Origin of the sequence: Paenibacillus polymyxa, assembly GCF_001719045.1 — a bacterium.
Classification (GTDB): Bacteria; Bacillota; Bacilli; order Paenibacillales; family Paenibacillaceae; genus Paenibacillus; species Paenibacillus polymyxa_B.
In genome coordinates, this window is the sequence record NZ_CP015423.1 from 3,336,912 (window position 1) to 3,359,297 (window position 22,386).

Consider the following 22,386-nt stretch of genomic DNA (forward strand, 5'->3'; position numbering starts at 1 on the left):
GGGATTTATGAAAAAACAGGGGGTTTTATTTTTTATTATACTTCTGCTTGCGGTTGCGTTGCCGGTGTATCCGTTAGTGTCAGGTGTTTTATCTGGAAACAGTCATTGGAAAGCACACAACGGTGTTATTGATTTGCGTAATTGGGACCCTGAAAAGGAAGGCCCTATACAGCTGGGAGGGGAGTGGAAATTTTACCCCAATCAGCTTGTGCAACCTTCATCCTTTCATGAAATGCAACAAGATAAGGATTGGGAAAATCATCAGAGTTCTTCAGAGTTGAGGCTGGAAACGAGTTCTTCTGCCAAGATTGTGGATGTGCCTGGTAAATGGAATCAGTGGATGCCTAAGGGACAGGCGACCGGATATGGAACCTATCATATCCGTGTGCTGTTGCCTGAAAAAGCGGAAAATCTGTACGGCATCTATATGCAAAACATTCGCAGCGCCAGTCAAGTATGGATTGACGGAGAAAACGTGGGAGCAAGTGGTATTCCCTCTGTTTCTGCCGACAAGGGCAAGCAGGGCAATGTTCCCTATGTTGGATTTGCAGCGATAGATGGACATTCGGCTGATATTACCGTGCATGTGGCTAATTATAGCTACTCCTCCGGTGGAATCATTTATCCACTGTTATTTGGGGATTACGAGAGTATTACGCATAGCCGGGAAGTTGCAATGGCAGAGGACACCATACTGATAGCAGGATTTTTTATTCCTACCGTATTTTTTATCATGCTATACCTTTTACGTAAAAAGGAGAAGGCATTGCTTTACTTAGGATGCTTTTGTATCGCGGCTTTATTTTATATTCTGACACATGGAGAAAAGCTGCTGGCTTGGGGAATACCGGACTTACCTTATGAATGGATACTGAAAATACAGTCGTTCTCGTCAACCCTGTTCTACTATTTTCTGATCCACTATGTTCATCTTTCGACGCAGATTGTTATGAATCGGCTCGTGCTGCGCCTCTATAATATTACAACCGCACTGATGCTGGGTATGGGGCTATTTCTGCCTACATTGGTACTCTCATCCTTTGAAGCATTTATTCTTCTTTTTGGTGTAGTCAGTGTGGGATATGTATTACTGATCTTGATTCGTGGGCTTCTTCAACGGACGGATGACGCTGCACTGCTAGTCATTAGTATTATGAGCATTCTTATGATTGTAGTGACTAATTTTGTGTATATTCTGGGCTGGGGAGATGTGCGTGGGGTGACAGCCTATGAAATGCTCATATTCGTATTGGCTCAAACGCTCCTGCTGGCCAAACGTTTTGTACATTCGTTTATGGAGGTTGAGAACCTGTCACGACGGTTGCTAACACTGGATGGGTTAAAAGATGAATTTCTGGCCAATACGTCACATGAACTGCGCACTCCTCTGCATGGAGTAATTAATATCGCTCAATCCATGCTAGACCGCTACGGGACACAATTCAATGAGCCGCAAAAGCACAACTTGGTCTTGATTGCGAATATAGGACGCAGACTTTCGTATTTAATTAACGATATTCTGGATTTTTCTAATTTGAAAAATGGCAGATTAGCCTTAAATCGTCGGCCTGTCAATGTACAGGCAGCTGTGAAGTCCGTGTTGGAGGTATTGGGTCATACAGTGGGTAAGAAAAAGATTCAATTTGTCAAAGAATTGCCCAATTCGTTGCCCAAGGTAGATGCGGATGAGGATCGGCTGATTCAGATTTTGTACAATTTGTTGGGGAATGCGGTGAAATTTACGGAGGAAGGCGAAATCGTTATCTCTGCCAAAGCGGGGAACCGTGAAATGGAAATCAGTGTGAAGGATACCGGGTCCGGTATTGCCCAGGAGCATCTTTCGCATATATTTGAACCCTTTAACCGAGGGGCGAATGCTGAGGATGAAGGATACAGTGGAACAGGGCTTGGATTAGGCATAGTCCGTCGTCTGGTGGAGCTGCATGGTGGTCATATCCGGGTAGAATCTAGATTGGGCAAGGGTTCGACCTTTTATTTTACACTGCCCTTAGCGCAGACTGGAACGTTGGCACATGAAGCTCAAAAAGATGTTTCGTCTGCGGTTATATTGCAGCCTGGTGTGACGTCGGGTCGGAATGTGATTCCGCAGGAAGAAGATGCACTGGAGCAAGTTCAGACTGTTCCTTACAAAGTGCTGGCTGTAGATGATGATGCGGTTAATCTTCGGGTGCTGGAGGAGCTATTATATACCACAGGTTGTAGCGTGGTGGCGGTGGATCATGCCGAGGAGGCACTTCACATGCTGAATGGCCGTTCCCGATTTGACCTAGTCATTACGGATTGGATGATGCCGGAAATGTCCGGTATTGAGCTGTGCCGACGGATACGGGAACGGTATTCCCTGTCCGAGCTACCGGTGTTGCTGCTGACGGCACGCGACCTGCCCAGGGATATCCGCGCAGGTTTTATGGCGGGAGCTAATGATTTTCTGCGTAAGCCTGTTGATGCTGAGGAATTAAAGGCGCGTGTGCGTACGCTGTTGAACATGCGTCATTCGGCGGAGGAAGCGGTGCGTTCGGAAATGGCCTTTTTACAGGCACAAATCAAGCCGCATTTTCTGTACAATGCCTTGAATGTCATTGTTTCGACTGTAGCCGTAGACCCGGACAAAGCAGCGGAGCTACTCATGGAGCTGAGTCAGTATTTGCGGGGCAGTTTTGATTTTCAGAACAGGGAGAATACGGTGCCATTATCCAAGGAGTTGGAATTGGTAGAATCGTATGTGGCACTGGAAAAAGCACGATTTGAAGAACGTTTGCAGGTGACCGTAGAGGTAGGAAGGAACATCCGGTCGCTCATCCCGCCATTAAGCATTCAGCCCATCGTGGAAAATGCGATACGGCATGGTGTGATGCAACGGGCAACAGGTGGAACCGTGCGAGTGGTTGTGCAGGAGGATGGAACCGATTTTGTGGTCAGCGTGACCGATGACGGCGTAGGGATTCCGTCCGAGCGACTGGAACAGCTGCTGTCGGAGGATCATGTATCTTCCAGCGTGGGACTGCGTAATATCCATCGCCGTCTTATCCATATGTATGGAGAAGGATTGCGAATTGAAAGTAATCCTATGCAAGGGACGACGGTAAGCTTCCGTGTGCCGGAAACGATCTCGCCCCGGAATACCGATGAATAAAAAAAGTACAGTACATTTGTCGGAAAAGCTAAAGTCACGCCCGCAATGATACGATATATAAAATATAAGAAATTAAAAATCGTAAGGATAAAGGCGCATAGCGTGTAAATAGAGCATCATGATGGATGTTGCAGCAGGAAGGGAGTACGGACACAAATGAAGGCGATTTTGATTGATGATGAGAGGTCGGCATTAACCTACTTGGAACGGTTGCTGGAGGCGGACGGACGGTTAACGGTAATGGGCAAATATACGTCTGCACAAGCGGGGCTGGATCATCTGGCGGCAGAACGTGCGGATATTGTTTTTATAGATATCGGAATGCCAGAGATGAATGGTCTAGAGGCCGCCGAGTGGATTCAACAGCTGGATTCCCATATTCATATCGTCTTTGTGACCGCGTACTCGGAATATGCTATTGAAGCGTTCGAGCTGCAAGCACTGGATTACTTGTTAAAGCCCGTTCATGCCCGGCGGCTATCCAAAACGTTAGATCGGATTGCAGCCACGCTGGCTGATCCCCGTTCTTCTAGTTTGGGAGCTTCAGCAGAGCAATCCCCCAAGGTACGTTGTTTTCAAAAACTTGAAATTTTGGAGGATGGACAGGAAGCTGTAGGTGCGAAACCATTCAAATGGCGCACATTAAAGTCGCAGGAGCTATTTTCCTTTTTATTACACCATGAAGGGGAATGGGTGAGCAAAGAACAACTGCTGGATGCGCTGTGGCCTGAATATCATTTGGACAAGGCTGTTGTTCACCTGCACACGTCCATTTACCAAATCCGCAAGGCGTTGAAAGAACGGATGCAAGATACGAAGCTGGAATATAATCTGGATCGCTACCGCTTGAACCGCAATGGCTGGATTACAGATGTGGAGCTATTCGAGCGGGGAATATCCGAATGGGCTGCATCCGGTAGCGGCGGTAAGCCGCGTATTGAGAGCCTGTTGGCACTATACCGTGGCAACTATCTGGAGGAGCACGATTACCCGTGGGCATATGCAAAAAGGGAGAAGCTGCGCAATATGTATCTGGCATGTGCTTCTGAGCTGGCGAGAGAAGAGCTTCGCTCAGGTCGTACCCGGCAGTCTGTTCAGCGCTTACTCAGCCTACAGCAACGGGAGCCGTACTCAGACGATATCTGCAGTCTGCTGCTGACAGCCTACGCCCAACTGGGCGATTATACCGCTGCGCAAAAGCATTATGAAAGCTTCATCAGAATACTGGAAGATGAGTTGGGTATTGAGCCGCAGCAGGTGACGCACCAGTTGTACGTGCAATTGAAAACACAGACGCTACCTGCGTAAACTGCTGTACTGGCTGTCTTCTTCAGTGGCATATTCATATAGCATATCTCTTCACGGTTGAGTCGTAATTGAGAGGTTTAAGGACTCACGTATATATAAGGAGGTATTGCATTGGGGAGAACGAGACGAACTGGCTTTAAGAATAAAAGAATTTCGGTGAACGTCAGACAATCTTCTTCAGCTCAGACAGGACAAGGCGGTAACCCCATTTCGATCAATGCTTCGGATGTTGGGGTAGTAAGAACAGATGTTAAAAACAAATAATCGACAATAGAAGCTCATATTCAACGTAAAAAGACCACCGGGAACAAGTTAACTATCTTGTTCCCGGTGGTCTCGCTTTTTTTACCGTATTCGGCAGTTACTTTCATCAGTATCCGCCTATAGAGGCGGATGCCTTGCTTCCCGTCTTGACATCGTCCTCTTAAGCAGGTTTTACTGACTGAGCAGGCGCTGCCTTCAGTACAGCGTATCCGTAGGGTGGAAGCTTGGCAAGCAGCCCCTTCTCTCTAACGGACCACTGGCTTTCGCCAAAGGCTAATTGCCATTCCTGCTCAGGAATGTCCAGTTCAAAAACGTGATCCTCATCGGAACGGTTGAGCAGCACGAGCAGCACCTCTTCCTCGCTGCGGCGCTCGTAGGCAAGTGAAGTGCCCTCTGGCTGTGCCTCCAAAAAGGTGATGCTTCCCTGATCACGGAGGACCGGGTGCCCCTTACGAAGCGCAATCAGCTCGCGGTAAAAGTCGAACAGCTCGCGGTCCTGTTTGTCGGTGTCCCACTCCATACACTTGCGGCAGCCTGGATCGGCATCTCCATCCAGGCCGATCTCATCGCCGTAATAGATGCAGGGTGCGCCCATGTACGTAAACTGGAACAGGGCGGCCAGTCGCATCAGCCGCTTGTCATCCCCGCACAGTGTCAGCAGGCGCGGTGTGTCGTGGCTATCCAGCAGATTGAAGGCAACCTCGGATGCTTGCTGTGGATAGCGGGCCAGCTGTCGTCCGATGGCGAAGGCAAAGCTTTGAGCATCAGTCACTTTTTTGACGAAAAAATCATTTACCGCGTAGGTGAACGGATAATTCATCGTTGCATCGAATTGGTCCCCCTGAAGCCATTCAGATGATTCATTCCACATTTCACCCAAAATGTACGCATCTGGATTGGCCTGCTTGACCGTAGTGCGGAATTCCCGCCAAAAGGCGTGATCTACCTCGTCTGCCACATCCAACCGCCAACCATCGATGCCGATTTCTTCGATCCAGTGCTTTGCCACATCCAGCAGGTACCTTTTCACCTCAGGATGTTCGGTGTTCAGCTTGGGCATCATCGGTTCCAGCCCGAATGTATCGTACGTCGGTATGCCATCCACCACTTTCAGGGGAAAGCTATGTACATGGAACCAGTCCTTATAAGGCGAGGCTTCGCCTTTTTCTTGCACGTCAACGAACGGTTTAAACGTACGCCCTGAATGGTTGAACACCGCATCAAGCAGCACCCGAATTCCTCGGTCGTGGCAGGCATCGACCAGTTTTTTTAATGTCTTTTTGTCCCCAAAATGCGGGTCCACCTCCATATAATCCTCTGTATCATATTTATGATTGGTCGTCGCCTTGAACACAGGAGTCATATATATGGCGTTAATCCCTAGCTCGTTCAGGTGATCCAGGTGATCCAGAATCCCCTGAAGATCACCACCAAAAAAATTGTCTCTTTGTGGTGTTCCGCCCCATGTCTCTGCACCTTCTGGGCTGATAGAGGGGTCACCGTTCGCAAAACGTTCCGGGAAAATCTGATAAAATACAGCATCCTTCACCCATGCAGGTGGCTTCAGAATATCAATCGGGTTCAAAAACGGATATTGGAACAGTTTATCTGCATTTTGGGGTTCCTGGGTGGTGAAGTCGTCCTCGTCCATCCAAATACGTTCCTCACCGTCTTCTAGCAAAAATCCATATTTCAGTCGACGGTGAGTAGGTTTTATGCTGCATTCATAATAATCAAACCTGCCATCGGTAGCGAATTTGGACATCGGGACAAGCTGTCGGGTACGGTCCCAATCGTATTTATCTCCGGTGAGAGCATGAACGGTATTCAGGTCATTTTTCTTCGCACGTAGACGTAGAAATATCGTTTCATCATTATAACCAAAAGCCCAATTACGTTTCGGGTGATGGTATATCGCTTCCAGCAGCATCGGGTAGTCCTCCTTTTTTACGAGCAATCAAATTTGAAAATGTGAAGCGTATGTCGTATAAGGTAGTTATTAACCTTTTTAAGTGGGTTATGTACCATAAATGCTATAATGCCCATTACATAAAAGAAAAACGATAAGTAGGTGTCTATTATGAAAACAAATGTGCTATACATCGAAGATGACCAGGATATTGGTGCTTGGACGCATCAGTATTTGGAAGAGCGGAATTACGCTGTAACCTGGCTTCGCAGCGGGGATGGGGCTGTGGAAGCAGCCCGTACGTGCCAACTCGTGATTTTGGATGTGATGTTACCCGGTCTGGATGGATTCACCATGGGGAAGCGGCTCAAGAAAGAGTACCCGGAGCTTCCCATTCTCATGTTGTCTGCCCGTACATCCATTGACGATAAGCTGCAAGGACTGGATTTCGCCGACGATTATGTAACCAAACCCTTTCACCCGGACGAGCTCATAGCACGTATAGAGATTTTGCTGCGCCGATCGGGAACCGTGCCCGAAGAATCTTTACAACTGGGGCATCTCTCTGTGTTCTCTCCTGATAACCGTATTGTGAACCGTGATACCGGGGAGGAAATTACACTGACAGGCAAGCAATATCACATTTTTGCTTATTTGCTGCGGCATTTGGGCCAAATTATGACGAAAGAGCAAATGTATGAAGCGGTGTGGGGAGATCCATATATCGACGGAGACAAAACTTTAATGGTCCATATCCGACACCTTCGAGAAAAGCTGGAGATCGATCCTGCGGCACCCCGCATCATTGAGACGATCCGTGGTGTAGGATATCGGGTGAAAGCATAATGAGCAGGACGCGCAAAAATTGGAGGAGGCTGCACCCCAGCTCTAGGCCGGGTCAGGGAGGTCGGTTTCGCAGTTCACTGTTGTTCCGTTATCTGGTCATTATTGTGGTTGCTATGATGCTATTGCCCATTGTGTTGCCTGCTACAGCCTTGATATATAGCGTGTTATTGAATTGGGGGGCGGAGCTCAAGCCTAAAAACGCTTACTATCCCTCTACTACCCATACCGAAAATAGCTGGCATCGCGAAGCTGTAGCTTTGAAGGGAGCCACACCAGAGCAAATCTCAGCCCATCTGCGCAAAATACAACAGGATATGTTCCCTAACTCACAAATATTTTGGGTGGATACCGCAGGTAAAACAAGGTTGGAGTTACCGACACAACCTAACATGCCAAAACAATGGAACGCTGCGCAGGCTATAGCTTTTATGAAGCAAGCAAGCTATGAGGGGCCGTTTACGGTAGTAGCCTTTATTGGCGGGGGCAAGAATGATGTGAATCAGGGCTATATGGTGTTAAAAGTGCCCCGTTCGTTCTTTGAACAGCCACCTACAGATAGCAGCATGTTCATGTACTATCTCTTTTTTATCGTATTGGTTCTTGGCGCTTTTATATTCGTATCTCTTCTGTTTTTTGGAGGCATTCGGCGTAGACTGTTGCAGCTTCAGGCCGCCATGTCGCAGCGAGGAGAGGATGGCTTGCCTATTCTTGTTACCACTGGACGCCCGGATGAAATCGGCAAGCTGGAAGAAGCATTTAATCAGATGGTTGAGCAGTTGGCAGAAAGTCGGGGACGTGAGCGTCAAGAGGAAGAGCTGCGGAAGAGACTGGTCGCGGATCTGTCACACGATATTCGGACGCCGCTTACGGTCGTGCGCAGCCATCTGTATACACTAGATAGTGAAAATCTGAGCAGCAGAGGGAAACAGTCGATTACACTGATGGAAAACAAGCTAAAAGACCTTGGGAGTCTGATCGACAATCTGCTCACCTATAATCTGCTAGCTAGTGGGAAATACACTATGAATAACACACCGCGTGATATCCTGCGGCTAGTGCGGGAGTGTGTAGCCAGCTGGTATCCGGTGTGGGAAAAGGAGGGTTTTGAAGTGGATATCGACCTGCCCGAGCATAGTATGGTGTGGAATGTGGATGAGCAAGGTTTCCGTCGTCTGCTGGACAATCTCTTTCAAAATGTAGTTCGCCATGCTGCCTCAGGCCGATATATCGGTGTTCAAGTACAGAAAGATAATGGGACAGAAGCATTGGTCATCGTAGATAAAGGGCCTGGTATGGAGCAACAGTCCAGTGAAAAAGGGGCCGGGATTGGTTTGGCGATTACAGAACTGCTGGCTCGCGAAATGAATTTGGAGAGGGAGATTATCAGTTCATCAGCCGGGACCCGAATCCGTTTTTTAAACAAAACTTAAACTCAGAGTTCCCTTGGCTTTAAACTTGGCACGTTACGATAGGTGTCGAGGTGAGGAACTTGAACGAATACATTATTGAAACGAACAGTCTCAGCAAAATATACAAAGGCCGCGCGGCGGTTAATCAGCTGGACCTGAAAATAGCTCGAGGAGATATTTACGGATTTCTGGGTCCGAATGGAGCGGGAAAAACGACAACAATCCGCATGCTGCTTGGACTTATTCGACCAACTCGAGGAACGATCCGTATATTCGGCAAAGATATTCGCAGACATAAGCTCGATATTTTGCGTAAAGTCGGCTCGTTGGTGGAGTATCCTTCGTATTATGGTCATTTGAACGCAATTGAAAATCTGGAGGCCATTCGCCGTATTTTGAATGTACCCAAGCAAAACATTGCGGAAGTATTAGAGGTCGTCCGACTGACCAAGCATGCCAAACGTCCAGTCAAAGGCTACTCGCTGGGCATGAAGCAGAGACTGGGTATTGCAGCAGCCCTGCTTGGGAATCCCGAAGTACTCATTTTGGATGAGCCTACGAATGGTTTGGACCCGGAGGGTATTCAGGAAATGCGCACATTGATTCAGGCGATGCCCGAGCAACGGGGGATCACCGTACTGGTATCCAGCCATCTGTTGAGTGAGGTAGAGCATATGGCGAATACCGTGGGTATTATCCGTGAAGGAGAGTTGGTCTTTCAAAACACGATTCATAATCTCCGTCAGGAATCCGCAGGCGGGATTCGGATCGTAGTGTCGGAACCGGAAGCAGCCCAGTTGATTGCGCGTGAGCAGGGCTACCATTCAGTGAAGGACGGATTGGCGCTGGATTTCGAGAACATGAATGATGCGGCTGTTGCGCTGTTGGTCAGAAGATTGGTCGAAAATACGCATGCCGTATACCGTGTGGAGGAACGCCGCAAATCGCTGGAGGATATGTTCATGCAGGTAGTGGGCAAAGGAGGGGCTTCCTTATGATGCTGCGAGCGCTCACGGCGGATCTGCTCAAAGCACGCAGAAAGGGAATCTGGTTCTTGGTGTTTCTCGGTCCTCTAGGGCTGGTAGCGATGCAGGGACTGAACTTTGGACTCCGCTATGACTATCTGATTCCGCGATACAAGGGGCGCTTATGGGAAAGCTTAATGGATAACATCGCTATTTTTGTCCCCCTTGCGCTGGTATTAGGAGCTACGATGGTCGCTTCCATGCTGGCGAATGTGGAACATTCGTCTAACTCTTGGAAGCAGCTGCTGGCTTTGCCTATTTCCAAATTTAGTGTTTATATGGCCAAGCTGACGCTAGCGATCGGGATGCTGTGCGTGTCCTGTCTACTCCTGACGGTCGGGACTTGGGTGTTGGGAATGATTCTTGGCTTTGGGGGAGAGCCTGCACCCGTAGGGGAACTGCTACGACTCGGGTTTTGGCCCTTGGGCGGCACGCTGCCTATGCTCGTATTATTGTTGTGGTTAACGGTCACGTTCCATAATCAGGCGCTGCCTGTAACACTGGGCATTACGTTAGGCATCGGCAGCTTGTTTGCTTCACAGCTGTCCGAATGGTTTCCGTTGGCCTGGCCGCAATTCGCATGGGTTGCACCTCAAGCATGGATGTTTGCGTCCGTCGGGTGCGGAACGGGCATACTCCTCAGCCTGCTGACAGCGGCCCATTTTAGCCGAAAGGATGTGGCGTAATGTTCGGAGGATATATACGGCTGCTTTCTGTTGAACGTATGAAAATGGCCAAATCGCCCGTTTGGCTGCTTGCGCTCGTCAGCCCGGCGATTGCCGTCTTGATTGGCTTGCTGGCGAATCCGGGAGGGAACTGGCTGTTGCTGTTGACTGCCATGCTTACATTACATGCCATGCTGTTCATGCCGATGCTGACCGCCGTATTTGGATCTCTAGTCTGCCGATTCGAGCATGGGGGCGGCGGTTGGAAGCAACTCATGTCATTGCCATTGTCCCGCACCAGTCTGTATGCGGCCAAGTTGACCATCATTATGGCCTTGGTCGGATTGACTCAGTTACTGTTTGGAGGAGCGCTGCTGGGTGTTGGAGCTGTGCAGGACATGAACGGACCAATCCCTTGGGCCGTGATCGCTCAAAGTTTGCTCGCAGGCTGGGTAGCCTGCCTGCCGCTGGCTGCGTTGCAGTTGATGGTGTCCTTCTTGTGGTCCAGCTTTGCCGCACCGCTTGCGTTGAATTTCGTCTTCACCGTGCCGAATATTCTGGTCGCCAATTCTCAAACCTACGGTCCGTACTATCCATGGACACAGCCTTTATTGGCGATGATGCCGAGTGGAAGAGACAACTTCGGGGCGTTCATGGTGCCAACTGACACACTGTTGACGGTTATAATAGGTAGCTTTGTCGTATTTACGTTGGCGGGACTGACCGTATTTCGTTATAAAGAGATATAGGGCGAAATACGGGGACTGCAAAAACTCCTTATCCTCAATGAGGGTAAGGAGTTTTTTACTGTGCTATTGGTTTACACTAAGCCTGAAATGGCACGGATATTATTGCTGATAAGGTGGCAAGAGGCGTCGAACTTCGCTTGTTCTTCCGGACTTAGCTCTAGCTCGATGACCTCTTGGATTCCTCTGCTGCCGATAATCGCCGGAACGCCCGTGCAGACATCGGTGTGCCCGTACTCGCCGTCCAATACAGCAGAGACCGCTATAATTTTACCATCATCATTTAAAATGGAACGGGTAATGTACGCCAGCGCATTGGCAATACCAAAATAAGTGGCGCCTTTGCGGGTGAAGATCTCCCAGCCTGCATCCCGAGTTTTACGGGCAATGTCGTCCAGATCGACGTGGCTGAATCGTTCCTTATGCTGACGCAAAATGTGCAAGAGCGGCTTGCCGCCAATCGTGACGTGTGACCAGGCAACGAATTGGGATTCACCATGCTCCCCAAGAGCATACCCTTGCACGCTGCGCGGATCTATGGAAAACACTTCGGAAAGCAACGTCTTAAGTCGGGATGAGTCAATGGAGGTGCCCGTGCCGATCACCTTGTTGCGCGGCAGACCGGATATACTTTGTACCATATACGTTACAATGTCGACAGGATTAGCGGCAATGACGAATATACCGTCGAAGCCACCCTCCATAATCGCTGTTACAATCTCTCTGGTAATAAGCACTGCGTTGTCCAGCACAGATAGGCGGTCTTGACCCGGTTTAGGGTTGGCTCCAGCCGTTATAATCACAACGTCCATATCCGTGCAGTCTGCATACGTGCCGGCACGCACCTTGGTACGTGTGGACGTAAAATCCATACAATGGGACAGATCTAGTGCATGGGCCAAAGCCCGATCATACGTGCGGTCAATCATCATGATCTCATCACAAATGGACTGATTAACCATTGAGTAGGCACAGCTCGAACCGACCATTCCCGCGCCGACAATAGCTACTTTCCTTGCCTTCCCCTTCATCTATGTTGCCTCCTCGTTCCAGCGAACGTTAATATGCTACAAATTATGCCTGAAATACATTTTACGTTACATAACATAACATATTGCTGATCTTTTGAAAATATCCATTTTTTTGCCTCCATTCCGGGAAATTATAAATAAACTGTGAATAGAGGTGTTCTTTAGGATTAATCATAGAATGAACGTGAATTATCAATACTTTTACTGGAAGATAGGAGAGCATGTTTCAATTTATATTTAAGGTAAATTCTGCGAAAATTATGACATGAACTATGTTGATGGAAGGAATAGTGCCATGAAAATAATGAAAGTGTGACATTTGTGTGACGTTCTTTAAAGAGTTTCAAGGACATACTTGAACGGAAGTATTCTCTGCAATGTCGTTTCTTGTATATCTACAAATATTCCGTTATGACAAAGGTTCTTAGCAGTCTGCAATATTAGAACATTTTTGCCAAAGGGTTTCCAATGGATTTCGCGAATTCTACATATACAAGCTTATTTCTTTCCATACCATCCGGGGAGGTAATGATTAAATGGAAGAAAGCAAATCGACGACGGAAGCAGCAAAACAGTTGGGAATCGGGGCGAGTACCCTTCGTAAATATGCAGCGGCGCTGGAGGAGCAGGGGTATGTGTTTCAGCGTTCCGCGAATCAATCGAGGATGTTCAGTGCTGAGGATGTTGAGTGCTTGAAGGTGATGCGGAGAGCGTTGCGTGAGCAGCATATGACGATGGAGCAGGCGGTTCAGGTGGTGCTTGAGAGAGTGACCGCTCCCTTTCAAATGGAGGATGAAGAATTCCGCTTGCCACCTATCTCGGATGCTGAGTCACTAACCGCAACCTGGGAAGAAATAATGGCGGCGGCTGAGGGCAGGGAAGAGACGGTCATGCAGGCGCAAGCAGCTGCTACGGTTGAACTAACAGAGTTACAGGATGAAATGAATGCTCAGGAACTGTCAGAGGAACCCATGCAGCTACAGGCGCAGGAAGAGTTCCAGACTTTGGAACCAACCATTGAGTATAGATTGGAGCAAGCACCTGTATCCGTACAAACGCGGGAGTACGTAGAGCCGCAAGAACTGGCGCAGATGCAGGACATGGTGCAAACCGCTTTGTTGGAAATGCGGAGCCGTTTGGAGGAGCTGGAAGCAGAGCACAGCCGTTTGGTGGAAAAGAATATCAGTCTGTCTAACCAACTGGAGGATCAAAAACGCTGGATGAAAGAAAAGGTTGACGAGGAACGAGACCGGCAGTTAATTACTAATTTGCGTACCTACCAGGGCAGGCAACGCAAATCGCGCGTTTCGTTGTTGTCCTGGCTTGGTCTGACACCGCGCAGACGCAGAGAGGCATAACCAGCATCTTCCCTGATAAAGACCATCAGACCTTCCCGGTTCTGATGGTCTTTTATCGTGGATGGTATAATAACGGAATACAAGAATACGAGAACAAGCCGCATAAGGAACGTTGCTGCGGCATGTAGAGGAAAGGATATAAGTATGTTTGCTTGGTTGCGGAACGCATATGAATCATGGATGGACTATCCGAAACAGCCTGGCGATTTACTGAGCGGACGTTATGATGTTCGTTCGCTTTTAGGCATGGGGAGCTATGGTCTAACCTACCTCTGTCTGGATCGGCACAGCGGACAAGAGGTGGCAGTGAAAATGCCCAGACCGAGCAAACGGGCGAAGGCAGTTCAGCTATTGCGGCGCGAGGCTCATATTATGCGGCAGATGGAACACCCCTATATTCCGAAGCTGCTCGAAATTGTCGAACATTCGAACGGAATAGTTGTGGTTATGGAATACATCTCCGGCATGACGTTGGAGGAGCTTATATTTGAACAGGAGCGTTCCTTTACGGAACAGGAATGCATTGTCTACATTTTGGAGTTAATGGAGCGAGTTCTGCATGTGCATGAACGGGGCTATATCCATCGGGATATCCGCATTCCCAATGTGCTTCACCGTGAGGGGAAGCCTTACCTGATCGACTTTGGTCTTGCTCTGGCGTTGGGAGAGCGACAGGAGGATGTATTTACCGAATCCATGCTGGAAAAGCGGGCACCCGAGCGACAAGATGTCGCCGTCTACAGCGATTTGTACGATGTCGGACATTTAATGCTTTTTATGCTGTATAGCAGTTACGAGCCTCAGCCGGATCAACCGCCGGCAAGCTGGCAGGAAGAATTGAAGCTGAGTTCACCTGTGCGTCATATGCTGGAGCGTCTTTTTCAGATTCGGCCACGTTATGAGAATAGCCGACAGTTTATGCAAGAGCTGGAGGAAGCATTGCTGCTGCTTGAGGTTAACCCATAACGTCCCTAAAAATAAACAGGCATTCGCCGCAAAAATGGGGGAATGCCCCCCTTACGCATTTGACCAGGTCTACATACAATGATCCTGTAAATGAGCGAAGGGAGTGTTGTAAATGAGTCATATGTGTGGAGTAGGCGGTATGGGTTGCGGTGTAGGAGCATGGACCTCTGTAGGAGCGATTCTGGTTCTGTTTATTTTGCTGGTGATCATCTCTAAAACCCTGTTTCTGTAATTTCGGTCTTGGCCGATTTCCTGTAAAATGCACAGATGTTGCCCTGCATAACGAAGGGCGCACAACAATAAAGCGAAGGCCCTTGAGATACGAAGGGTCTTCGCTTTATAGGGTTTGAAGGAGCCTGTGGCATGCTTCTTGTGTTACGCTCTATTCCGTCGCTAGTTCTTGTTGTTTGGCTAAGAACTGGAGTAATGACGGCGTTTATCTTTGTAATATCGGTGTCCATTGTGGCTATTCTTGTAACCGTCTGAAGAAGAGTGGCGTTTATGTTCACGTTCATAATAACGGTCTGAGCTGCTGTATCGCCGCTTATGAGAATGAGAGGTGGAATGTAGCAGGCGGTGCAGTAATTGTTTGAGCATCGTCTAATCCTCCTTCTTACCCTGCCCAACTGACATAGACAGGTTTTTATAAAACAGTAATACGCAGTAGCGTTAGAACAGGTTCCACTAATTTAAAGATTGTAGGGACTTGGCCTGAAATTCCGCAATATCCTTGAATTCTTCTTCGAATTTACGTGAAATGCGAATATAAATCGGCAGTAAATCGCGATAAATATCCACGTGTTCTGCTACAGGTTTGTGCTGGTGAGTGGTACCGATCATACCGGACACAGCATCCAGCGAATCAATCCGTCCCAGTGCGTACAAGCCCAGAATAGCTGCGCCCAGACATGAGCTTTCCAGACTTTCGGGGATAATGACTTCCTGATCGAAAATATCCGCCATAAGCTGTCTCCATAGCTCCGAGCGTGCAAATCCACCAGTGGCGTGAATGACTGACGGTCTGTCGATGACTTCTTCCATGGCGAGCATGACGGTATACAAATTGAACAGCACACCCTCCAGAGCGGCGCGAATCATATGCTCTTTTTTGTGACGCAGGGACAGACCGAAGAAGGAGCCACGAGCATTCGGATCCCACAGGGGCGCACGTTCACCGGATAAGTACGGAAGAAAGAGCAGACCGTCGGAGCCAGGACGTACCTGTTCCGCAATTTGGGTCAGCACATGATATGGATCAAGTCCCAGTCGCTTGGCCGTTTCCACCTCGGAGGCTGCAAATTCATCCCGGATCCAGCGGAAGACTATACCTCCGTTGTTTACCGGGCCGCCGATGACCCACAGCTTTTCGGTCAAGGCGTAACAGAAAAAGCGCCCTTTGGCATCCGTGAGCGGCTTATCAACTACGGTACGGATGGCTCCGCTGGTGCCGATGGTAACAGCGACAACTCCAGGTTTGATCGCATTCACACCGAGGTTGGACAAGACACCGTCGCTGGCCCCGATCACAAAAGGAGTCGTCTTCAGTAGGCCCATGTCATGCGCATAGGTCTCATCCAGCCCTTTGAGCACATGCGTTGTCGGCACCAGCTCGGATAGCTGCTCCTTCGTCACACCTGCAAGGTGCAGCGCTTCCTCGTCCCAGTCCAGCTGCTGCAAATTCATAAGTCCGGTTGCGGAGGCGATCGAGTGATCCACGACATATTGGTGGAATAACCGGGCAAAGATGTACTCCTTAATGGAAATGAATTTATACGTCTGGGTCGCAACATCCGGTAAATCCCGCGTAATCCACATTAGTTTCGTTAGCGGTGACATGGGATGAATAGGCGTTCCGGTGCGTAAATAAATATCGTGTCCGTTGTATTCATGTTTGAGCGCTTCGGCCCATTTGGCGCTACGGTTATCTGCCCAAGTGATGGAGGCGGTCAGCGGTTTGCCGTTCTTATCCACCGCCAGTACACTGTGCATGGCCGAACTGAAGGAGACGAACAGCACATGCTCGGCTGACACTCCGCTTTGTTTCATGACCTCTTGCACCGTCGTCACGACAGCTTTGAAAATATCTTCCGGGTCCTGTTCTGCCGCATCCGGCTCAGGTGTATGGAGCGGATAGCCCACATGGTGCTGGGCGGCAATATTGCCGTTTTCTTCGAAAAGCACCGCTTTGGTACTGGTCGTACCGATATCGACGCCGATCATATATCGGGTGTCTGTCATATTCAATCTCCCCTTCACTTACCGTTATTAGCTCATTATCGTTAAATTAACACACTCAGCAGCATAATCAAACCGAAAGCGACCAGGGAGAGGATGGTTTCCATAACAGTCCATGATTTTAGAGTCTGCGGAACCGTCATATTGAAAAACTCTTTAATCATCCAAAAACCGGCGTCATTCACATGAGACAAGATCAGCGACCCTGCTCCTGTAGCAAGGACGACCAGTTCGACATTCGCGCCGGGTGTAAGTGCCAGTACAGGTGCGACAATACCGGAGCCTGTCGTCATCGCGACTGTCGCTGATCCAGTGGCTACACGAATGAGCGCAGCGACCAGAAAAGCAAATACAATCACATTCATATGGGCTCCTGTAGCGACCGCTGCAATGGCCTGACCTACACCGCTGTCGATCAATACCGTTTTAAATGCACCGCCGCTCCCGATAATTAAGATAATAGAGGCTGTTGGTGCCAGACATTCACTGGTAAAACGGGACAAATCCTCTTTCTTTAGACCACGTGCATAGCCAAGCGAGAAAAAAGAAAACACGGCCGCAATCAGCAATGCCATAACCTCATCACCAATGAATTTGAAAAATACAGTGAGCGGATGTGTATTGGCCGGGTCTACGATTTCAGCGACTGATCCGCTAAGCATTAGAATAACAGGTAATAAAATGGTGAACAGAGTAATCCAAAAAGGAGGCAGCGACCGTCCCGTCGTATTTCTGAACTGCTCGTCCAGCCTCTCGGAGGGTCTGACCATGATTCTTTTGCCAATCCAAGCACCGAAGACCGGGCCTGCAATAATGGCGGATGGGATGCCCACGATGAGTGCATATCCTATCGTGCGTCCAATATTGGCGTTAAAGGCTTCAATCGCGATCATCGGAGCCGGGTGGGGTGGCAAAAGGCCGTGTACCGTCGATAGTCCTGCCAGCATCGGAATACCGATTTTCAGCAGAGACATATTCATTTTGCGGGCAACCGTGAACAGAATGGGAATTAATAAAATAATACCAACCTCAAAAAATACGGGAATACCCACGATAAAGCCTACAATCATCATCGCCCAATGAACGCGTTTTTCACCAAAACGATCCATCAGTGTGGTCGCGATGCGTTCGGCACCGCCGGATTCTGCCATCATTTTACCGAGCATGGTGCCTAAACCGATCACGATGGCGATGGAGCCGAGCGTACTGCCGAGCCCCTTGGTGATGGAGGCAGTAACTTCATGTCCCGGCATCCCGTTAACCAGTCCGAGAAATACCGACGAAAGCAGCAGTGAAACGAAGGGATTCCATTTGAATTTGGCAATCAGCAAAATCAAAAGAATGACGGTAACTAGCGCCCATATGAGCAGGGACGCGTTATGGCTCAAGCCGAGTAATGTGTTCATGAAGTAATGCCTCCTTATTCATTTATGTGTAGCTAAATGTATACTTGTCGACAACTTTAATGTAAAAGAGAACCGCGCCAGCAAAAAACGCATGAAGCGCGGTACATCGAATCTTTGTCACGTATGTTGCGGCTAGGACGACGTCTTTCTGTAGGGAGACAGGACGCTGTCGTTAACCGCGTTGCGGGTATCTCGGTAATGATCCTCAATAAATCCCGATAACTCCTGAGCATTCCCTTGACTTAAAGCGTTTGCAAAGGTTCGATGTTTGTGAATCGTGACTTGTGATTCTTCGATGTTAGACGCAAATCTTTGTTCTGTCGCAGCTAACATGACCGTCAGGATTAGCTGTCTCATACCATTCCAGGTATGAAGAATACGGGTATGGCCTGCTTCCAGAACCAGAGCCTCATGAAAATTAAAATCCTGAAGAGAAAATTCAACGACATCCCTGTACTTGAGAGCGACTTCCATTTTGTCAATCATCTGATTCAAAACAGTCACCAATGTGGCATTATCACTATGTACATACCTTTGTACAACAAAATGCTCAATTAGCATTCGCACATCGAATAGCTCCTCCATATCACCGGGTGTCATGCCGACGACAACCGCCCCCATGCGCTCCAAACGAATCAGTCCTTCGCCCGAGAGTGCCTTCAAGGCTTCACGCACCGGAGAACGACTGGTACCAAAATCGGCAGCAATCTGATTCTCAGATAGAACAGTGCCTGGCGTCTGAATACCCCGTATAATCTGAAGCCGAAGTTCACAAGCAATCCTTTCCCCAAGCGATGCGCCCTGTAACCAGGTTGTTGGATATTTCATAGGATACTCCTATCTTGGAAATAATTTTGCATACTGGTATACAAGTTATGGAATATTATATACCCCGTTTAAGATCCTTGTAAACGGTGTCAGTTGACATCGGTTCCATTTCGCTGCTTTTAGCGTTACAATAGAAGCAGAAAAAAGAAGCAGTGAAAAGTGGAACGAACACGGAAAAGAAGGAGACCGTTTAATGATTATCATTAAAACCAAAGAACAAATTGAAAATATGAAAAAAGCTGGAGACATTTTGGCTGCTTGCCACCGGGAAATTGCCAAAATGATCAAGCCAGGCATTACGACACTGGAAATTGACGCCTTTGCGGAATCCTTTATGAAGAAGCATGGCGCAACACCGGAGCAAAAGGGCTATAACGGCTATCAGTTTGCAACTTGTGGCTCACCTAACGATGTGATTTGCCACGGCTTTCCGAATAAGACACCGTTGAAGGACGGGGACATCGTGACGATCGACATGGTTGTGAACCTGAATGGCTGGCTGGCAGATTCCGCTTGGTCGTATGCGGTGGGTAATGTGTCTGAGCAGGCGCAAAAGCTGCTGGATGTTACCAAGGAATCGCTGTATAAAGGGATTGAGCAAGCCGTTATCGGTAACCGGATCGGAGATATTTCCCATGCGATACAAACCTACGCGGAAGCGGAAGGCTTCTCGGTCGTACGCGAATTCATTGGGCATGGCATCGGGGAAGAAATGCATGAGCAACCGCAAGTTCCTCATTATGGACCTCCGCATCGTGGACCACGCTTAAAAGAGGGTATGGTCATTACAATTGAGCCGATGCTCAACACAGGCACATACCGCAGTAAAATTGATGCGGACGGCTGGACCGCACGCACGTTGGACGGCGGCTTGTCTGCGCAATACGAGCACACGCTGGCCATTACAGCAGATGGTCCGATCATTTTGACACAGCAATAAAAGCAGGCACCCCTCGGGAGCATACAGACTAACGGGTTGAATGACAGTCAGTCTGGGCATATTCATCTGGCCCCCGAACGCCAGAGTGAGCGTGAAGAGCTGATCGAGCAGGCAGATCGGATGCTGTACACTGCGAAGACAGAGGGACGCAATCGAGTAGCTCCTTTTTCCCGGAATGCATAATGTAGACCTGATAGACTAAAAGACCAAAAAGACACGGCTCCTGTTGGGAGAACGTGTCTTTTTGGTCTATACAGCAATATGCGAGCATGCATGTTAAAAACCCGTTTGTCAGATGCGAACTTCCGTCTCGTTCGGAACGAACTGACGATATTGGAAATACATACGAAGCCGCCAGTGTAACAAGGTTCCGAAGGCTAGGATGAAAAATAGCCCTGCTGTCTGCGGAATGGTAATGTAATGCTGAATAAATTCATGCAGCAGCAATCGGACGATCAGCAGGCTGATCAGGATAAAAAAGAAGGTACGTGAGCGTTGGACGAAAACCAGCCCTTCTTGCGATTCAAATTTGGTGCTGCGGATCAACGGGTAAGAAAAAATAAACCAGCCGACCAGAAAAGCGCCCAGCGCCCAAAGCCAGGGAACCCGTACTTCCGGCACCACAAACATCATAAAACCGGTGCTCATGCCGAGCGGAGGAATGATGATTTTTTTGGCATTAATCGGGCGATGACCTGTCTTCATACGGATGAAAATAGCCGAAATAGCGATTACGATCATACCGAAGGTTGCGCCATATTGCAGCAATGGGGTGCTAATATGAAACATGGACTGGCCCCCTCTATAAGGAATATAAGCGTTATTGGACAGACTGCAAACCTTTTACATTATACCACATATGCAATGGATATATTTAGTTACAGTCTTTCCTCTGGCAAGCGGATTATACGCCTCTTGGTGGTAACGGATCCTATAATTAGGTCTCTTTCATACTTATGCGAGTTCCTTTGCTTGTACCTCTCCTTGAGCTGATTTTTTCTCCTGACGCATGATATAACCCATGGCTGCAATAATAAGGATAAAGGCAATCAGTGCGAGAAAAGGAATGGTAATAAAATCGAACCAGTTCAGGTAATCCTGTTCACAGGATACTCTGCCGCAGGAAGTTGAAGTTTGCGCAGCTGCTTTGGCGGCTGCATGGATGCGCTGAATGATAAAATGATAGGCTGAAATCGCGCCTCCAATGATAGCCAACGGCATGACATAACGGCGTATCCCGGAATCTCCTCGAAAATAGGCAATCCCGAGCAGAAGGGTCAGGGGATACATCAGAATGCGCTGAAACCAGCACAGCTTACAAGGCTCATACCCCAAAATCTCGCTGAGATACAGACTGCCCAAAGTTGCCACACAAGCTACAACCCAGGCGGCAAACAAAGCAATATCCGTTTTTTTAAAAGATCCAATCATAGTAACGCTCCTTTTTTAATTCAAATGAGAACAAAATGAACTCACCCGTGTCTTGTCCCATCGGCAGGCATCTGCCGATATGTATGTCTTAATCCGTATTGTACTGTATTTTGAGTGCAGGGTCATACTTAAACATATTGACATCATTCACTATCATTTTTATAATTGCAGTAGTTTGGGAAGTTAATGAGGATTCAAATTAGATATATATTAAGAAATTAGGAGTGTGCCTAGAATGTCGAGCAGTCCAAAAAATGAAACTCTATCTACTATTAGTGAAAGACACGCGGTAAAGAGCTATGTTAAGGATTTTAAATTGCCAGAGGAAGATCTGGAGGCCATTTTGACTGCGGCGGTAGAAGCTCCTTCCGCTTGGAACCTCCAACATTGGAAATTCCTTGTCATCGAAAGCGAAGCGGACAAACAAAAATTGCTACCTATCGCCTACAATCAGGGTCAAGTAGCGGAAAGTTCCGTTACGATTGCCGTATTGGGTGATTTGGAAGCGAACCGCAACACCGTCATTTATGATCAAGCGGTAGAAGCAGGCGCACTGCCAGCAGAAATCCGTGACGCATTGGTAGGTCAAATCAACGGCGCATACCAAAATCCGCAAGTAGCTCGCGATGCAGCCATCCTGAACTCTGCTCTTGCAGCACAAAATATTATGCTGGCTGCTAAATCTTTGGGCTACGACACTTGCGCAATGGGCGGTTTCATTCCAGCACAATTGATTGAGCAATTCAATATTCCAGCACGTTACCTGCCAACTATGCTTATTAGCGTAGGTAAGGCACAAGTGCCAGCGCGTCCATCAGGACGTTTTCCATTGTCTGAAGTTGTTGTAAAAGGCAGCTTCTAAGAA

Annotated in this window: 22 protein-coding genes; 14 read left to right on the forward strand and 8 right to left on the reverse strand. The window is 48.3% G+C overall.

What is annotated here, in order from left to right; all coding sequences use genetic code 11:
- The first annotated feature begins 7 nt into the window (after positions 1 to 7).
- The 3 genes from AOU00_RS14930 (at position 8) to AOU00_RS26625 (ending at position 4,726) form a co-directional block, all read left to right on the forward strand.
- A complete protein-coding gene (locus AOU00_RS14930) occupies positions 8 to 3,154 on the forward strand; it encodes an ATP-binding protein (RefSeq protein ID WP_069290930.1) in 3,147 nt (1,048 codons plus the stop codon).
- Positions 3,155 to 3,310: 156 nt separating this feature from the next.
- On the forward strand, positions 3,311 to 4,462 hold the full coding sequence (locus AOU00_RS14935) for a response regulator (RefSeq protein ID WP_061831147.1): 1,152 nt from the start codon (positions 3,311 to 3,313) through the stop codon (positions 4,460 to 4,462).
- 111 nt (positions 4,463 to 4,573) lie between these two features.
- A complete protein-coding gene (locus tag AOU00_RS26625) occupies positions 4,574 to 4,726 on the forward strand; it encodes a hypothetical protein (RefSeq protein WP_172828288.1) in 153 nt (50 codons plus the stop codon).
- 160 nt (positions 4,727 to 4,886) lie between these two features.
- Here AOU00_RS26625 and AOU00_RS14940 read toward each other — a convergent pair whose 3' ends face one another.
- Positions 4,887 to 6,656 (reverse strand): alpha-glycosidase, encoded by a 1,770-nt coding sequence (locus AOU00_RS14940; RefSeq protein ID WP_061831148.1) that lies wholly within the window; start codon positions 6,654 to 6,656, stop codon positions 4,887 to 4,889.
- 150 nt (positions 6,657 to 6,806) lie between these two features.
- Here AOU00_RS14940 and AOU00_RS14945 point away from each other — a divergent pair, with 150 nt between their 5' ends.
- The 5 genes from AOU00_RS14945 to AOU00_RS14965 are packed head-to-tail and all read left to right on the forward strand — an operon-like array spanning position 6,807 to position 11,329.
- A complete protein-coding gene (locus AOU00_RS14945) occupies positions 6,807 to 7,481 on the forward strand; it encodes a response regulator transcription factor (RefSeq protein WP_061831149.1) in 675 nt (224 codons plus the stop codon).
- On the forward strand, positions 7,481 to 8,911 hold the full coding sequence (locus AOU00_RS14950; RefSeq protein WP_061831150.1) for a sensor histidine kinase: 1,431 nt from the start codon (positions 7,481 to 7,483) through the stop codon (positions 8,909 to 8,911). The genes AOU00_RS14945 and AOU00_RS14950 overlap by 1 nt, the downstream gene beginning before the upstream one ends.
- A 59-nt stretch (positions 8,912 to 8,970) precedes the next feature.
- Positions 8,971 to 9,888 carry an ABC transporter ATP-binding protein gene (locus tag AOU00_RS14955; RefSeq protein ID WP_061831151.1) on the forward strand — a complete coding sequence of 306 codons (918 nt, stop codon included), beginning with the start codon at positions 8,971 to 8,973 and terminating at the stop codon, positions 9,886 to 9,888.
- A complete protein-coding gene (locus tag AOU00_RS14960; protein WP_061831152.1) occupies positions 9,885 to 10,601 on the forward strand; it encodes an ABC transporter permease in 717 nt (238 codons plus the stop codon). Before AOU00_RS14955 ends, AOU00_RS14960 begins: the two co-directional genes overlap by 4 nt.
- Positions 10,601 to 11,329 (forward strand): ABC transporter permease, encoded by a 729-nt coding sequence (locus AOU00_RS14965; protein ID WP_061831153.1) that lies wholly within the window; start codon positions 10,601 to 10,603, stop codon positions 11,327 to 11,329. The genes AOU00_RS14960 and AOU00_RS14965 overlap by 1 nt, the downstream gene beginning before the upstream one ends.
- Positions 11,330 to 11,400: 71 nt before the next feature.
- On the opposite strand, the gene AOU00_RS14970 is transcribed toward AOU00_RS14965, so the two are convergent.
- Positions 11,401 to 12,357 (reverse strand): L-lactate dehydrogenase, encoded by a 957-nt coding sequence (locus tag AOU00_RS14970; protein ID WP_061831154.1) that lies wholly within the window; start codon positions 12,355 to 12,357, stop codon positions 11,401 to 11,403.
- A gap of 536 nt (positions 12,358 to 12,893) precedes the next feature.
- Between AOU00_RS14970 and AOU00_RS14975 the strand changes: the two genes are divergently transcribed.
- The 3 genes from AOU00_RS14975 to AOU00_RS26780 all read left to right on the forward strand — a co-directional run bounded on the left by AOU00_RS14975 (position 12,894) and on the right by AOU00_RS26780 (position 14,913).
- Positions 12,894 to 13,715 carry a MerR family transcriptional regulator gene (locus AOU00_RS14975; protein WP_069290931.1) on the forward strand — a complete coding sequence of 274 codons (822 nt, stop codon included), beginning with the start codon at positions 12,894 to 12,896 and terminating at the stop codon, positions 13,713 to 13,715.
- Positions 13,716 to 13,859: 144 nt separating this feature from the next.
- Positions 13,860 to 14,681: a serine/threonine protein kinase gene (locus AOU00_RS14980; RefSeq protein ID WP_069290932.1), complete on the forward strand. Its 822-nt coding sequence runs from the start codon at positions 13,860 to 13,862 to the stop codon at positions 14,679 to 14,681.
- A gap of 112 nt (positions 14,682 to 14,793) precedes the next feature.
- On the forward strand, positions 14,794 to 14,913 hold the full coding sequence (locus AOU00_RS26780; protein WP_013369112.1) for a hypothetical protein: 120 nt from the start codon (positions 14,794 to 14,796) through the stop codon (positions 14,911 to 14,913).
- A gap of 179 nt (positions 14,914 to 15,092) precedes the next feature.
- Here the strand turns inward: AOU00_RS26780 and AOU00_RS25855 are convergent, their stop codons facing one another.
- From AOU00_RS25855 to AOU00_RS14995, 4 genes are all read right to left on the reverse strand, one after another.
- Positions 15,093 to 15,278 carry a hypothetical protein gene (locus tag AOU00_RS25855; RefSeq protein WP_081330714.1) on the reverse strand — a complete coding sequence of 62 codons (186 nt, stop codon included), beginning with the start codon at positions 15,276 to 15,278 and terminating at the stop codon, positions 15,093 to 15,095.
- Between the two features lie 87 nt (positions 15,279 to 15,365).
- Positions 15,366 to 16,919 carry a gluconokinase gene (gene gntK / locus AOU00_RS14985; RefSeq protein ID WP_069290933.1) on the reverse strand — a complete coding sequence of 518 codons (1,554 nt, stop codon included), beginning with the start codon at positions 16,917 to 16,919 and terminating at the stop codon, positions 15,366 to 15,368.
- Positions 16,920 to 16,960: 41 nt separating this feature from the next.
- Positions 16,961 to 18,322, reverse strand: coding sequence for a GntP family permease (locus AOU00_RS14990; protein ID WP_025722432.1), 1,362 nt, complete (start codon positions 18,320 to 18,322; stop codon positions 16,961 to 16,963).
- Positions 18,323 to 18,454: 132 nt separating this feature from the next.
- Positions 18,455 to 19,150 (reverse strand): GntR family transcriptional regulator, encoded by a 696-nt coding sequence (locus AOU00_RS14995; protein ID WP_069290934.1) that lies wholly within the window; start codon positions 19,148 to 19,150, stop codon positions 18,455 to 18,457.
- A 193-nt stretch (positions 19,151 to 19,343) separates the two neighbouring features.
- On the opposite strand from AOU00_RS14995, the gene map reads away from it, so the two are divergent.
- Both map and AOU00_RS26280 read left to right on the forward strand, forming a co-directional pair.
- Complete coding sequence (map, locus tag AOU00_RS15000) at positions 19,344 to 20,090, forward strand: type I methionyl aminopeptidase (protein ID WP_023986734.1); 747 nt, start codon at positions 19,344 to 19,346, stop codon at positions 20,088 to 20,090.
- Between the two features lie 36 nt (positions 20,091 to 20,126).
- On the forward strand, positions 20,127 to 20,273 hold the full coding sequence (locus AOU00_RS26280) for a diguanylate cyclase (protein ID WP_172828289.1): 147 nt from the start codon (positions 20,127 to 20,129) through the stop codon (positions 20,271 to 20,273).
- A 108-nt stretch (positions 20,274 to 20,381) separates the two neighbouring features.
- On the opposite strand, the gene AOU00_RS15005 is transcribed toward AOU00_RS26280, so the two are convergent.
- Both AOU00_RS15005 and AOU00_RS15010 read right to left on the reverse strand, forming a co-directional pair.
- Positions 20,382 to 20,879, reverse strand: a complete 498-nt coding sequence (locus tag AOU00_RS15005; RefSeq protein WP_069290935.1) for a CcdC family protein — start codon at positions 20,877 to 20,879, stop codon at positions 20,382 to 20,384.
- A gap of 165 nt (positions 20,880 to 21,044) precedes the next feature.
- Entirely contained in the window at positions 21,045 to 21,521 is a 477-nt protein-coding gene (locus tag AOU00_RS15010) for a disulfide oxidoreductase (protein ID WP_053324504.1), read from the reverse strand.
- Positions 21,522 to 21,756: 235 nt separating this feature from the next.
- On the opposite strand from AOU00_RS15010, the gene AOU00_RS15015 reads away from it, so the two are divergent.
- A complete protein-coding gene (locus AOU00_RS15015) occupies positions 21,757 to 22,383 on the forward strand; it encodes a nitroreductase family protein (RefSeq protein WP_069290936.1) in 627 nt (208 codons plus the stop codon).
- Positions 22,384 to 22,386: the final 3 nt, after the last annotated feature.

Coding starts and splice junctions, on each gene's coding strand:
- AOU00_RS14930 (WP_069290930.1), top strand. CDS start 8: ATGAAAAAACAGGGGGTTTTATTTTTTATTATACTTCTGCTTGCGGTT.
- AOU00_RS14935 (WP_061831147.1), top strand. CDS start 3,311: ATGAAGGCGATTTTGATTGATGATGAGAGGTCGGCATTAACCTACTTG.
- AOU00_RS14940 (WP_061831148.1), bottom strand. CDS start 6,656: ATGCTGCTGGAAGCGATATACCATCACCCGAAACGTAATTGGGCTTTT.
- AOU00_RS14945 (WP_061831149.1), top strand. CDS start 6,807: ATGAAAACAAATGTGCTATACATCGAAGATGACCAGGATATTGGTGCT.
- AOU00_RS14950 (WP_061831150.1), top strand. CDS start 7,481: ATGAGCAGGACGCGCAAAAATTGGAGGAGGCTGCACCCCAGCTCTAGG.
- AOU00_RS14960 (WP_061831152.1), top strand. CDS start 9,885: ATGATGCTGCGAGCGCTCACGGCGGATCTGCTCAAAGCACGCAGAAAG.
- AOU00_RS14965 (WP_061831153.1), top strand. CDS start 10,601: ATGTTCGGAGGATATATACGGCTGCTTTCTGTTGAACGTATGAAAATG.
- AOU00_RS14970 (WP_061831154.1), bottom strand. CDS start 12,357: ATGAAGGGGAAGGCAAGGAAAGTAGCTATTGTCGGCGCGGGAATGGTC.
- AOU00_RS14975 (WP_069290931.1), top strand. CDS start 12,894: ATGGAAGAAAGCAAATCGACGACGGAAGCAGCAAAACAGTTGGGAATC.
- AOU00_RS14980 (WP_069290932.1), top strand. CDS start 13,860: ATGTTTGCTTGGTTGCGGAACGCATATGAATCATGGATGGACTATCCG.
- AOU00_RS26780 (WP_013369112.1), top strand. CDS start 14,794: ATGAGTCATATGTGTGGAGTAGGCGGTATGGGTTGCGGTGTAGGAGCA.
- AOU00_RS25855 (WP_081330714.1), bottom strand. CDS start 15,278: ATGCTCAAACAATTACTGCACCGCCTGCTACATTCCACCTCTCATTCT.
- gntK (WP_069290933.1), bottom strand. CDS start 16,919: ATGACAGACACCCGATATATGATCGGCGTCGATATCGGTACGACCAGT.
- AOU00_RS14990 (WP_025722432.1), bottom strand. CDS start 18,322: ATGAACACATTACTCGGCTTGAGCCATAACGCGTCCCTGCTCATATGG.
- AOU00_RS14995 (WP_069290934.1), bottom strand. CDS start 19,150: ATGAAATATCCAACAACCTGGTTACAGGGCGCATCGCTTGGGGAAAGG.
- map (WP_023986734.1), top strand. CDS start 19,344: ATGATTATCATTAAAACCAAAGAACAAATTGAAAATATGAAAAAAGCT.
- AOU00_RS15005 (WP_069290935.1), bottom strand. CDS start 20,879: ATGTTTCATATTAGCACCCCATTGCTGCAATATGGCGCAACCTTCGGT.
- AOU00_RS15010 (WP_053324504.1), bottom strand. CDS start 21,521: ATGATTGGATCTTTTAAAAAAACGGATATTGCTTTGTTTGCCGCCTGG.
- AOU00_RS15015 (WP_069290936.1), top strand. CDS start 21,757: ATGTCGAGCAGTCCAAAAAATGAAACTCTATCTACTATTAGTGAAAGA.